The organism is Massilia sp. MP_M2 (genome assembly GCF_039123635.1).
Taxonomy (GTDB): domain Bacteria; phylum Pseudomonadota; class Gammaproteobacteria; order Burkholderiales; family Burkholderiaceae_D; genus Telluria.
In genome coordinates, this window is record NZ_JBCHJF010000007.1 from 217,180 (window position 1) to 230,428 (window position 13,249).

The 13,249-nt window shown below is 65.8% G+C and carries 10 protein-coding genes; 5 read left to right on the forward strand and 5 right to left on the reverse strand.

Going from position 1 to position 13,249, the window contains the following annotated elements:
• The first annotated feature begins 6 nt into the window (after positions 1–6).
• Positions 7–1,347, forward strand: coding sequence for an enolase C-terminal domain-like protein (locus tag RCH14_RS16330; protein ID WP_343027152.1), 1,341 nt, complete (start codon positions 7–9; stop codon positions 1,345–1,347).
• Here RCH14_RS16330 and RCH14_RS16335 read toward each other — a convergent pair whose 3' ends face one another.
• Complete coding sequence (locus RCH14_RS16335; RefSeq protein ID WP_343027153.1) at positions 1,348–2,058, reverse strand: SOS response-associated peptidase family protein; 711 nt, start codon at positions 2,056–2,058, stop codon at positions 1,348–1,350.
• 96 nt (positions 2,059–2,154) lie between these two features.
• On the opposite strand from RCH14_RS16335, the gene RCH14_RS16340 reads away from it, so the two are divergent.
• Positions 2,155–5,361 (forward strand): PAS domain S-box protein, encoded by a 3,207-nt coding sequence (locus RCH14_RS16340; RefSeq protein ID WP_343027154.1) that lies wholly within the window; start codon positions 2,155–2,157, stop codon positions 5,359–5,361.
• Positions 5,362–5,455: 94 nt separating this feature from the next.
• On the opposite strand, the gene RCH14_RS16345 is transcribed toward RCH14_RS16340, so the two are convergent.
• The 4 genes from RCH14_RS16345 to RCH14_RS16360 are packed head-to-tail and all read right to left on the reverse strand — an operon-like array spanning position 5,456 to position 10,074.
• Positions 5,456–7,024, reverse strand: coding sequence for a chemotaxis protein CheW (locus tag RCH14_RS16345; protein WP_343027155.1), 1,569 nt, complete (start codon positions 7,022–7,024; stop codon positions 5,456–5,458).
• A gap of 29 nt (positions 7,025–7,053) precedes the next feature.
• Positions 7,054–7,545, reverse strand: a complete 492-nt coding sequence (locus RCH14_RS16350; protein WP_343027156.1) for a chemotaxis protein CheD — start codon at positions 7,543–7,545, stop codon at positions 7,054–7,056.
• Positions 7,542–8,360: a protein-glutamate O-methyltransferase CheR gene (locus RCH14_RS16355; RefSeq protein ID WP_343027157.1), complete on the reverse strand. Its 819-nt coding sequence runs from the start codon at positions 8,358–8,360 to the stop codon at positions 7,542–7,544. The genes RCH14_RS16350 and RCH14_RS16355 overlap by 4 nt, the downstream gene beginning before the upstream one ends.
• Before the next feature lie 16 nt (positions 8,361–8,376).
• Positions 8,377–10,074 (reverse strand): PAS domain-containing methyl-accepting chemotaxis protein, encoded by a 1,698-nt coding sequence (locus RCH14_RS16360; protein WP_343027158.1) that lies wholly within the window; start codon positions 10,072–10,074, stop codon positions 8,377–8,379.
• A 279-nt stretch (positions 10,075–10,353) separates the two neighbouring features.
• Here RCH14_RS16360 and RCH14_RS16365 point away from each other — a divergent pair, with 279 nt between their 5' ends.
• From RCH14_RS16365 to RCH14_RS16375, 3 genes are all read left to right on the forward strand, one after another.
• Positions 10,354–10,650, forward strand: coding sequence for a hypothetical protein (locus RCH14_RS16365; protein ID WP_343027159.1), 297 nt, complete (start codon positions 10,354–10,356; stop codon positions 10,648–10,650).
• A gap of 230 nt (positions 10,651–10,880) precedes the next feature.
• Positions 10,881–11,540, forward strand: a complete 660-nt coding sequence (locus tag RCH14_RS16370) for a response regulator (protein WP_343027160.1) — start codon at positions 10,881–10,883, stop codon at positions 11,538–11,540.
• Between the two features lie 12 nt (positions 11,541–11,552).
• Complete coding sequence (locus tag RCH14_RS16375; RefSeq protein ID WP_343027161.1) at positions 11,553–13,175, forward strand: ATP-binding protein; 1,623 nt, start codon at positions 11,553–11,555, stop codon at positions 13,173–13,175.
• Positions 13,176–13,249: the final 74 nt, after the last annotated feature.

Below are 13,249 nucleotides of genomic sequence, written 5' to 3' on the forward strand. Positions count from 1 at the left end.
CCCATCATGTCCACTACTTCGGCGAATGCCCCCGTCATCACCAGCCTGCGCGTCGTCCCCGTCGCGGGCCAGGACAGCATGCTCCTGAACCTGAGCGGCGCGCACGGTCCCTGGTTCACCCGCAACATCGTGATCCTGACCGACAGCGCCGGCAATACCGGCCTGGGCGAAGTGCCCGGCGGCGAAAAGATCCGCCAGACCATCGAGGATGCCGGCCCGTTCGTCATCGGCGCCACGCTGGGCGACTACAACAAGGTGCTGAACGCGATGCGCAGCGCGTTTGCGGACCGCGATCTTGGCGGCCGCGGCCTGCAGACGTTCGACCTGCGCACGACCATTCACGCCGTCACGGCCGTCGAATCGGCGATGCTCGACCTGCTCGGCCAGTTCATGGGCGTGCCGGTGGCGGCGCTGCTGGGCGAAGGCCAGCAGCGCACGGCGGTCGAAATGCTGGGCTACCTGTTCTACGTGGGCGACAGCGGCAAGACGCCGCTGGGTTACCGCAGCGAGGCCGATGCGGTCGATCCCTGGCTGCGCCTGCGCAACGAACAGGCGCTCACACCGCAGGCCATCGTGCGCCTGGCCGAAGCGGCGCGCGCGCGCTACGGCTTCAATGACTTCAAGCTCAAGGGCGGCGTGCTGGGGGCCGATGAAGAAATGGAAGCGATCATCGCGCTGCACGAGCGCTTCCCGCAGGCGCGCGTGACGCTCGACCCGAATGGCGGCTGGCTGCTGGCCGACGCCATCCGCGTGTGCCGCGACAAGCACGACATCCTGGCCTACGCCGAAGACCCGTGCGGCGCAGAGAACGGGTACTCGGGCCGCGAAGTGATGGCCGAGTTCCGCCGCGCCACGGGCCTGCGCACGGCCACCAACATGATCGCGACCGACTGGCGCCAGATGGCCCATGCGATCCAGTTGCAGTCGATCGACATCCCGCTGGCCGACCCGCATTTCTGGACCATGCAGGGCTCGGTGCGGGTGGCGCAGTTATGCGAGATGTTCGGCCTGACCTGGGGCTCGCACTCGAACAACCACTTCGACATTTCGCTGGCGATGTTCACGCACGTGGGCGCCGCCGCGCCCGGGCGCGTCACGGCCATCGACACCCACTGGATCTGGCAGGATGGCCAGCACCTGACCAAGGAGCCGCCACGCATCGAGGGCGGCATGGTGCAGGTACCGGCGCGCCCGGGCCTGGGCATCGAACTCGATCCCGGCAAGCTCGAAGCCGCGCACGGGGCCTACAAGAACCTGGGCCTGGGCGCACGTGACGATGCGGTGGCGATGCAGTACCTGATCCGCGACTGGAAGTTCGACAACAAGCGCCCCTGCCTGCTGCGCTGATCAGAACAGCTCGCCATTGACTGGCACCGGCGCCGCAACTGGCGCAGCTGGCGCAGCCGGCCGCCTGGGGGCCAGCGGCGCCGGCCACGCCGTCATCGCCTCGGCTGGAAAATGGCGCAGGAAGCTGTGTGCCACATCGAGGTCGCGGCTGCCCAGCCAGTCGCCCACCTCGTCGTCTCCCAGCAGCACCAGCGAGCGCTTTTCGTCGCCCGGCCGGTGCATCCGGCGCATCAAGGGGTGCGTGTCGGCGTTGATCGTGATCTGCGTAAAGGCACTGGTCATGCTGCCGTCGGCTTCCTGCCATTCGCGCCACAGCCCCGCCACCCAGAACAATGATTTGTCGCGCATGCCGATCGCCGTGCGTTCGGCGCGGCCGCTTTCGTAGCAGGGCTCGTAAAACCACAGCATCGGCACCGCGCACAGTTGCAGGCGGCGCCAGGCCGACGCGAACGAACGGCGCGCGACCAGCGATTCGGCGCGCGCATTCATCGTATCGAACGGTTTCACGTCAGGCGGGATGTGGCGGCGCGGGACCATGCCATAGCTCGCCACACGAGCCTGTGGCGCCAGCCCGGGTGCAGCGCACAGGATCGGGGCGTCGTAATCCTTCCACGTTTCTTCAGGCCACTGCCAGTCGCGCGGCAACTGGCTGAATGCGCCAATGCGGCCATTGAACATCTCGGGCGTCGGGGGGTGGTAATTCACACACATAACTGCTCCAGAATCTTGCTATCGAATAACAATGCCGAACTGCGCATCGGTCCAAGTGTAAAATACCAGCGTTCCTTTTTTAGCATTTTACCGACGATGCCAGCCAGCCTGCCCTTCCTGCCCGAAATCGACGAAACCTCGCGTCTGATTCTGGCTTATCCCTGGCAGAGCACCGATCTGGGCCCGATCGACGCCTGGCCAACCGTGCTCAAGACGACCGTCGCCCTGATCATGGCCACGCCGACGCCGATCGCCACGTTGTGGGGGACGGACGGCTACATGATCTACAACGACGCCTACCGGGTGGTCGCGGGCGGACGCCACCCAGCGCTGCTCGGCTCAAAAGTGCGCGAAGGCTGGCCCGAGGTGGCGGCGTTCAACGACCACGTAATGCGGGTCGGGCTGGCCGGCGGCACGCTGAGTTACCGCGACCAGGAACTCACGCTGCACCGGAGCAGCGCGCCCGAGCAGGTCTGGATGAACCTCGACTATTCGCCGATCCGCGACGGGGACGGCGTGATTGCCGGCGTCATGGCGATCGTGGTCGAGACCTCGAGCAAGGTCAAGGCCGAACGCCACATCCAGGCCGAGCGCGCGCGCCTGCACACGATGTTCGAGCAGGCGCCGGGCTTCATCTGCCTGCTCGATGGCCCCGAGCACCGCTACGCGCTGGCCAATGACGCCTACCGCATCCTGACCGGCGACCGCCCGCTGCTGGGCATGCCGGTCGCGCAGGCTGTGCCCGAGCTGGCCGCGCACGGCATCGTCGAGCAGCTCGATCGCAGCTTTGCCGATGGCACGGTGTTTCGCGCCGAAAGCATCGAACTCGTGCTGAACAACCCTGGCCAGGATGGGCTGATCCGCACCTTCGTCGACTTCGTGCTGCAACCGCTGCGCGATGCCAACGGCGCCGTGTTTGCCACCTTCGTGCTTGGCAACGACGTGACCGAGCGGGTGCACGCCGAGCGCGCGCTGCGCGCGAGCGAGGCGCGCTTTCGCACCTTCGCCCAGGCCATGCCGAACCACGTGTGGGCTGCGCATGATGACGTCAGCGTCGAGTGGATCAACGACCGGGTGCGCGACTACGCCGGCTGCAGCGGCTCGCCCGACGCAGTGCTCGGCCAGGGCTGGACGGCGATCGTGCATCCCGACGACCTGTCGCGCTACCGCGCCGTGTGGGAGTCGAGCGTGGCAACGGGCGCATCGATCGATACCGAGATCCGCCTGCGCCGCCACGACGGCCAGTACCGCTGGCACCTGGTGCGCGCGCACCGCTCACCAGGCGAGGCGGGCGAGGCATCGCTTTGGATCGGCAGCAGCATCGACATCGAAGACCAGAAGCGCGCGGCAGACGCGCTGGCCTTGTCGAATGCCAGCCTGGAAGAACGGGTCGAACGCCGCACGGCAGAACGCGACCGCATGTGGCGCCTGTCGAAGGACATCATGCTGGTGGCCGACCTGCAGGCCACGCTGTTCGCCGTCAATCCGGCTTTCACGACCATCCTCGGCTGGACCGAGGCCGAGGTGCTGGGCACGCCGATGCTCGCGCTCGTGCATCCAGACGACCGCGCCGTGACGGCGCAGCAGATCGAGGCGCTGCGCCTGGGCGGCCAGGTGTACCGCTTCGAGAACCGCTGGCAGCGCAAGAACGGCACGTGGTGCAATCTAGCGTGGACCGCCTCGCCGGACCTGCAGTACGTGCACGCCGTGGGCCGCGACATCAGCGCCGACCTGGCGCAACTGGACGTCATGCGCCGCACTGAGGCGGCGTTGCAGCAGTCGCAGAAGATGGAAACGATCGGCAAACTGACCGGCGGCGTGGCGCACGACTTCAACAACCTGCTGCAGGTCATCGGCGGCAACCTGCAACTGATCGCGCGCCGCGCCGACGGCCTGCCCGAGATCCAGAAGCGCGTCCAGAACGCAATGAGCGGCGTCGAACGGGGCGCCAAGCTGGCCAGCTCCCTGCTGTCGTTTGCGCGGCGCCAGCCGCTCGAACCGAAGGCGGTCAAAATCGGGCGCCTGCTGGCCAATATGGAAGACATGATGCGCCGCGCGCTGGGCGAAGAGATCGACATCGAGATGGTGATCTCGGGCGGCCTCTGGACCACCGAGGTCGACCCGGCGCAACTCGAGAACGCGATCCTGAACCTGGCGATCAATGCGCGCGACGCGATGGAGGGCGCCGGACGCCTGACGCTCGAAGTGGCCAATGCGGCGCTCGACGACACCTACTGCGTGGGGCACCCCGAGGTAGCGCCCGGCCAGTACGTGATGCTGGCCGTGAGCGACACCGGCAGCGGCATGCCGCAGGACGTCATCGATCAGGCGTTCGAGCCGTTCTTCTCGACCAAGCCCGAAGGAAAAGGCACGGGTCTGGGCCTGTCGATGGTGTATGGCCTGGTCAAACAATCGGGCGGCCACGTCAAGATCTACAGCGAAGTCGCTGAAGGCACCACGATCAAGATCTACCTGCCCCGCACCCTGCAGATGGAAGACCATGCGGGCGAGCCGCTGCTGCAGCCGGTCACGGGCGGGCACGAGACGGTGCTGGTGGTCGAGGACGACGAGCAGGTCCGCCTGACGGTGGTCGACATGCTCACCGACCTCGGTTACCGCGTGCTGCGCGCCAACGACGCCAGCGCCGCGCTGACGGTGGTCGACAGCGGCATCCACATCGATCTGTTGCTTACCGACGTCGTGATGCCCGGGCCGCTGCGCAGTCCCGAGCTGGCCAAAAAGACGCGCGAGCGCTTGCCGAACGTGGCGGTGCTGTTCACGTCGGGCTATACCGAGAACGCGATCGTGCACGGCGGTCGGCTCGACGCCGGCGTCGAGTTGCTGGGCAAGCCGTACACGCGCGACAACCTGGCGCGCAAGGTACGGCATGTTCTGTCGAACCAGCAGCAGAAGAATGCGCTGCTGGCGGCCAGTCTGCCGGCGCCGGCCACTGTGGCGGCGCCAGTGACAGCAAAGGCGCGCGTATTGCTGGTGGAAGACGACGACGCCATCCGCGAGAACACGGCCGAACTCATGCGATTCATGGGATACGAGGTGCTGGAAGCGGCCGACGCCGAAGCGGCGCTGGCGTTGCTGGGCCGGGTACCGGACATCGTGCTGACCGACCTGCACCTGCCGCGCATGCAGGGCGACGAACTGGCCATGAAGATCAAGGCGCACCTGCCGCAGACGCGCATCGCGTTTGCCAGCGGGGCAAGTCACGCATCAAACGTCGCCGACGCGATTCTGGCCAAGCCGTACGATGCGCAGCAGCTCGAGGCGGTACTGGAGCGGCTGGCCTGACACCGTGCCGGTCGCGTGCCGGATGATGTTGCAGTCAATGCTCACCGCGCGCCCGACGTCGCCGTCCACGCCATGCGGTTGGAGCGATGACAGCTCAATGCAGCACGCCCAGTTGCTGGCGCAAGGTGACGATGAACTTCTCCTTGTCGAACAGCGTCAGCACGTCGTCGTGGCCGTCGATGCCGGGCACTTCGAGCACTTCGGCGCTGTCCTGGCGCATGTCTTGCGGGCCGTTCGCGCGCAGCAGTTGCGGCGACGGGCGGCGCTGGCTGTCCGGTAGCGACAGGATGGTGTCGACGCGGTCGACGATCAGGCCGAAACGCTCGCCGTCGTGCTCGAGCACCAGGATGCGGCGCGCCGCATCGGTTGCCGGCGCTGTGGCCAAAGGCGTCATGCCATATAACAGGCGCAGGTCGATCACGCACACCATCTGCTGGCGTACCTGCATCATGCCGTACACGCAGGCCGGCATCCCTGGTGGGCGCGTGACGGCGCCGTCGAAGTCCACGATCTCGCGCACCTGGCTGATGTCGGCCGCCCAGCCGGTATCGAGCGAAAACGCCAGGTACACGTGGCGCGCGCCGGTGATCTTGCGGGCAGCGCAGGCGGTGCTGGCTTCTTGTGCATACAGGCGGCGATGGCCGGCGCAGATGTCGCTCACTTCGGACTCCGAGAAGAGATGGTCATGGTCCAGGAACAGGCTGTCGCCCAGTTCGGCGTTGGGCAGACAGCCGCGGTACATGGCGCCGCGCGCAGTGCCCAGCAGCGGTATGGGCAGAATGTCGGTGTCGAAGTACGGGCGGATATCGTCGGCCGCATCGACCAGCAGTCCCAGTTGCTCGTCGCCGATGCGCACCACTAACACGCGAGCATCAGAAGGATCGGACTGCGAGGGGCCGCAGCCGAGCAGAGCGCCGAAGTCGACCACGCCGACCGGCACGCCGCGCAGGTTCAGCCAGCCCTTGCACAGGCGGCCCACCATCACCGACGGCAGCAGTTCCGGCACGCGCATGATTTCCTGGATCGCTTCCATCGCCAGTGCAAAGCGCAGGCCGCCGACGGTAAACGAGATGCACTTGCGGCCCTGCGCCTGGCGCAGGAAGCGCATGCGCCAGGCGTCGCGCGCCACGCTGGCATGGGCGCGCACCTGGGGCACATTATCGATCCGCACCAGCGCATCGGCGTCGAGCAACTGCACCACGCGCGCGCCATCGGCCAGCGTGATCGTGCCGGCGATGACGCCGTGCGACGCGCCGTCCTGCCAGTGCAGACCAGCGCGCTGCTCGGGCCGCACGCGCAGCACTTCGCCAGTGGCGTCGAACACGAGACCGACCTGGATGTCGTCCACGTCGATGATCGCTACGCGCTGCTCGCCCGTCACACCAGGTGCGGCCGGGTCGAAGATGCGGGCCAGGTTCAGTAGCGGGATCGCCGCGCCGCGCAGCGTGAAGATGCCCTCCAGGCAGCGTGGCGACAGCGGGATCGGCGTGATCCGCGCCGGCATGCCCACCACCTCGCGCACGTTCGATGCCGGCAGCGCAAACTCCTGGCCGGCCAGGAAGAACGTGCCGATCACTTCCATGCCGGCGGCATCGCGCAGCACGCGCGCGGCAGCCGCCGTTTGTCGTTCGATGGCCGTCACGGCCGCGTGTACGTCGTTCATCGTTCCCGTCATCAATGAAGTATCCAGGTTCATGCTGCCACCGCCTGCGCTTCGCGCGCGATGCGCACCACGCTGAACGTCTGTTGATCGCAATCGATCGACAGACGCCGGCCCTGCGAGCCACCCACGTCCTGGAACCTCACCTGCAGACCGCGCAGCGACAGTTGCGAGCGGGCCGCGTCGACATTGCGCCTGCCGACCGTGCCATCCAGTGCACGCAGGTTCAGCATGCGGGCGCCGCCGGCGATGACGACATCGACCTCGGCGTACTGCTCGCGCCGCACGCCCATCAGCGCCAGCAGGCGCGGCACGGCCGCGCTCACGTAGCGCGCCGATGCCTCGCCGGCCTCGACGCCCTCGGGCAGGAAGCAGTGCGCCAGGCCGCAGCGGCCCTGCTTACGCCAGATCATCCCGATCCCGACGCAGGAGCCGAGCAGCGCGGTCAGGATCTGTTCGCCCTGGCCGATCTGCATCTGGCCGGACAACACGTACGACATGTGGCTCAGGCTTTGCATACTCATGATGGTTCTCCGCCAATACGATAAACATGGGTTTGCTCGAACGTGAACGCGGTCTGCAGGCGGGTGATGGATTCCTGTTCACCCAGGACCAGGCGGGCGTCGGGCCGCATCGCGGCGCGGGCGCCGGCAAGCACCTGCTGCTGGTGCTCGCCGTCGAAATAGATCAGCACATTGCGCAGCATGACGAGGTCGAAGGCAGCGGCCCGTGGCGGGCGGCCCAGCAGGTTGTGCTGCTCGAAGCGCACGTGCTGCGCGACCTCAGGGACGACCTGCACGCCATCGCCGCGCGACGCAAGGTACTTGTGGAACAGGGCCGGGCGATCGGCCTCGAAACGCGCCACGCTGCGGCCGCGGTAGGCGCCGGCGCGCGCCGTGGCCAGCGCCGCATGCGAGATGTCGGTGCCGAGGATCTCGAAGCGCAGGCCAGGGGCCTGCGTCCGGTACTCGAGGCAGCTCATGGCCAGCGAATAGGCTTCTTCGCCGGTGGCGGCAGCAGCCGACCAGATGCGTAGCGGCGCAGCGCGCCCCTGCGCCGCGAAGGCCGGCAGGAACGTCTGCGACAACCAGGCCCACACAGCCGGCGTGCGAAAAAACACCGTGTCGTTGGTGGTCACCGAGTCAATGAACGACGTGACTTCGTCACGGTCGCTGGCCAGGCGCTCGATGTAACCGGCCCACGACGCGATGCCCAGCGCGCGCAGGCGCGGGAGCAGGCGGCCCTGCAACAGCACGCGCTTGTGCTGGTTCATGGCGATGCCCGTGTGCTGGCGCACCAGGGCGATCAGCGCAGTCATGTGGTCGTCGCGCAGTTCCATGGCGGTTCCCCTGGCGTCAGACCACGAAGCGAGCGACGGTGTTGTTCAGGTGGCTGGCGTGCTCGTTCAGGCCCTCGGTTGAACGGGCAATGCTGTCGCACGAACCTGCCGAGCGCTCGGTTTCCTGGGCGATGTAGAGGATCGCGGCCGAGACTTCCTTGGCCGTGAGCGACTGCTCGCTGGCGCTGTCGGAGATCTCGGCGATCGCCAGCGAAGTCTTGCCGACACCGCTGGTGATGCGATCGAACGCTTCGCTGGCCTGACGCGAAATTTCGCTGCCCTGCGCCACGCGACGCACCGACTCGTTGATCAGCTTCGAGATTTCCTTGGTCGCCTGTGACGAGCGCTCGGCCAGTTTGCGCACTTCGTCGGCCACGACCGAGAAGCCCAGGCCGTGTTCTCCGGCGCGCGCTGCTTCGATGGCTGCGTTGAAGGCAAGCATATTGGTCTGGCCGGCGATCTCGCCGATGACCTTGACGATTTCGGCGATGTCTTCGGAGGACTGGTTGATCATCGCCATCGCTTCAATCGAGCGCGCGATCGCCTTGGCGCCGATCTCGGCTTCGTCGCGGGTCGACTGCGCCAGGCCGTTGGCTTCCTGCGTGCTGCGCGCGATCGTGTTGATCGACGCGGTCAGGCCATCGACCGAGGCGTTCATCTGTTCGACCGTCGCGCCCAGCGCCTGGGCACTGGCAGCCACCGTGTTGGAGCGGTCGGCGATCGTGCGCGACGAGGCATTGAGCTTGCCAGCGGCCGAGACGGCGTCGCCGATCACGCTGCGCAAATCGCCGATCATCTTCATTACGCCGCGGCCCAGTTCGTCGAGCGGCTCGGTGCCACTGGTATCGATCGTGCCGGTCAGGTCGCCGCCCGAGGCGCGCGCTACCTGCTCGAGCAGCAGACCCACCTTGCGGCGCTCGTTCTCGGCCCTCTGGACGGCAGCTTCCTCGAGCATCACCTGGGCGGTGATGTCGGTGGCGAACTTGACGACTTTGACCGGCTTGCCGTTGGCGTCGAAGATCGGGTTGTAGGTTGCCTGAATCCAGACGGTCTTGTTGTTGTTGCCGTGGCGCTTGTAGCGGCCGGCGTCGAATTCGCCGCGGTTGAGCTTCCCCCAGAAGCGGCGATAGGCCGCGCTCAAGGCATATTCGTCGTCGCAGAACACGCGGTGGTGTTCGCCACGCACGTCTTCCAGCGCGTAGTCGAACAGGTCGAGGAAATTGGCGTTGGCGTCGATCACGATGCCGCTCATGTCGAACTCGACCACGGCCTGGGCGCGGCCAATCGCCGACACCAGGCCGGTGGTCTCGGCGGCGCGGATTTTCTCGCCGGTGATGTCAGTGGCGAACTTGATGATCTTGGACACACGCCCCGAGGCGTCGTTGACCGGATTGTAGGATGCGTTGATCCAGAATTCGCGCCCGCCCTTGGCCAGGCGCTTGTACTCGGCGCGGTCGGGCTTGCCGAGGCCCAGGTCTTGCCAGAAACGGGCATACGCCGGTGAATCGATCAACTCGCGCTCGCAGAACATCGAGTGATGACGCCCCACCAGCTCGGCCTCGCTGTAACCCGTCACGCGCAGGAAGTTGTCATTGGCACGCAGGATATTGCCGTTCAAATCGAACTCGACGATGGCCTGGGCGCCGTCGAGCGCCGAGTAGATCGCACGCAGATCATGCAGTGCGTCCGGCGATTCCAGATAGGTCGTTTCCATATATTCACATTGAGGTAGGTGGATTGGGCATCGCGGACCCCCACGACGCAATGGGTGCATGACTGAATAATGCGCCATTTCATGCAAACAGTGAATCCAGCAAATTCAGAGTATTTGAACACTGCCCTTTTTCGTTGCCCATTAACAACAACCTGTAGTCTCCCTATCTCTACTGGCGTTCCATCCGGTTCTACGGCGTTCAATCCCTTCAACGATGTTCCCTTGAAACAGGCAAATCGTTCAAAACAATAAATTTCTTTGAGTAGGTCGGTAAATTCAATGCCCGAGCGCATCCTGATGGCCCTGGCGTTCTGGACCCTGGTCATCGCCGGCACGAACGCCTTGGCCGCCCGTCCTCAGGCTGTCGCGAAGTCACGCGCAACGGCCGACGAACGGTCGAGCCGCTTCCGTCCGAGTAATCCCGTTTTTAGCGCTGGGGGCTGGGCTACACGACCTACGCTGACAGCCAGCATGGCGTGCATGGTGGCCGTCAAACCCGCTGTGGGTGTTAACGGCAAGGTCGAGTGGGAGATCACCGGGACACTGGGCCCGGGGGTGACGGTAAAAATGCAATAACGCACTATCGACCACCACCACAAGTTACAATAAATAAACTACTTATCGCGTTTCACTATCGTAACTTGTGATATTTTGATAGATTGCTGACTTACCTATGCGTATTGGCTACGCATCCAGGTGGCTCCATCCCGCTTTTCCCGATGCGCTCTCACGACGAGAACGCGGGTCGGGGCGGATGATCAGCCCCCTGGTCGGGAGGCTTTTAACCAACTGCACAACTCTATTACATGATATCGAAGAGCAGCCCAGCGCTGGCGCCGACCGACCCCGCTTCCGCAGAAGTCTGCTCGACCAAGGAGGCCGCGAGCCTGCTTGGCGTGTCGCACCGGACCGTGCAACTCTGGGTCGAAAGCGGCGTGCTGCAAGCCTGGAAAACCGCCGGAGGCCACCGCCGGATTCTGCTGACCTCGGTGAACCGTCTGGTCGCCCAGCGCAATCACGCGATCAATGGCGGTCAACCTGCACCATCGCCCATTGCCAGGGCGGCCCCGGCCGGCCGACGCATCGTGATGGCCGACGATGACGCGACGCTGCTGCGCCTGTACGAACTGGAACTTTCCGGCTGGGGGCTCGGCGCCCATCTGATCAAGGCACGCGACGGTTTCGACGCGCTGATCCGGATCGGCGAACAGCGGCCCGACCTCTTGATCAGCGACCTGAACATGCCCGGCATGGATGGTTTCCGCATGGTGCGTACACTGCGAGCCGACCCGCGCTATGGCAACATGGCAATCATCGTTATCAGTGGACTCGATCCTGCAACCATCCGGTCGATGGGTCTGCCCGATGACATCCCGGTATTTGCCAAACCGGTGCGCTTCGCTGAACTACGTGCCCGGATCGAACACATTTTCAGCAACATCGACGCGGCGGCTGCGTCCGACTGACAGGATCACACCATGCATTCCGAGACGGACCGACACCCCCTTGTTGCGCCGACCTCGCCTGCCCCGCAATGCATCCCCCAGTCCGACCAGGCACGTGTCAGCGCGTTGCACGAACTGGCCCTTCTCGACACCCCGCCCGAAGAACGGTTCGACCGCATCACGCGTTTGGCCTGTCGCCTGCTCGGCGTACCCATTTCATTGATCGCCCTGGTCGATACCGACCGCCAATGGTTCAAGTCGCGCGTGGGCATCGATCTGCAAGAAACCACGCGCGTGACCTCGTTCTGCACCCACACGATCGAGCATGAGGACGGCCTGGTGATCGGCGATGCGCGCCTCGATCCGCGCTTTGCCCACAACCCGTTCGTCACCGGTGCGCCGGATGTGCGCTTCTATGCCGGTATGCCACTGGCCGCGCCGGACGGCAGCCGGGTCGGCGCGCTGTGCGTCATCGACACCCAGGTACGCCATTTCGATGACGACCAGATGGCCACGCTGCGCGACCTGGCCGCCATCGCCGGCGACGAATTACGTGCGCGGCCTGCAGGTCGCCCCGCTCCGGAAGGCTGGGAAAAGGCGCTGGTGGCCCATCTGCCCGACGGCATCATGATGCTCAACGCGCAAGGCAATATCGTGGCCGCCAACCCGGCGGCCGAAACACTGTTCGGCGCGACCGGTCCGATGCTGGTTGGCCGGCCACTGCGCGAATTGATGGACGAAGACCTGTTGCGCCGGCGCCGCACGGGCCAGTTGCGCGAAGGCGCGCGCTACGAAGCGCTGGCGCGGCGCCTGGATGGCAGCCGCTTCCCGATCGAGTTTTCGTACTGCCGCATGACGTGGGCGGCGCGGCCGAAGTTCGCCGTGACGGTGCGCGACATTTCGCACCGGCGCGCAGCCGAAGAGCGCAACCGCGCGACCGACGAACGGCGCCGGCGCCACTTCGCCACCGCTACCCACGAGCTGCGCACGCCGATGTCGAGCGTGCTGGGCTTTTCGGAATTGCTGCTCAAACGCGAATTCGACCCGGCCGTCAGCCGCGAACTGGTCGAGATCATCCACCGCGAATCCGCCCGCCTGGTCAGCCTCGTGAACCAGCTGCTCGACCTGGCGCGGATCGAAGCGGGCGGGATCGATGAGCTGCGGATCGACGCCGTCCCGGTGGCCGATCTGGTGACCCGGACCCTGGCGTGCCTCGAAGGCCTCGGCCAGGCGCACCGTGTCAGCACCGACATCATGCCCGGCCTGCCGCCGCTGGCGGCCGATGCGCAAAAGATGCAGCAGGCGCTGACCAATATCGTCAGCAACAGCATCAAGTACTCCGCACCCGGCACGCCGATTTCACTGAGCGCCGCGCCCGAACACTGGGGTGAGCGGCCGATGGTGGCGATCCGCGTGCGCGACAGCGGCATCGGGATGACGCCCCAGCAGCAGGCACAGGTTTTCGACGCCTTTTATCGCGTCCACAGTGATTCGGCGGCGCCGGGCAGCGGCCTGGGGCTGACAATCCTGAAGGAGATCGTCGATCTGCATGGCGGGCGTATCGCACTCGAATCCAAGGCTGGCGTCGGCACCGAAGTCACGCTGTATCTGCCGGTGGCCAGGGCTGATGACGGGGCGACATCCGCACGGGCATGACGGCGGTGTCGCACGCGGCCGTCAGTCATGCCAAGAGCGCGCGGTTTGCCTTGACAGTCCGATTTGAAACGCTA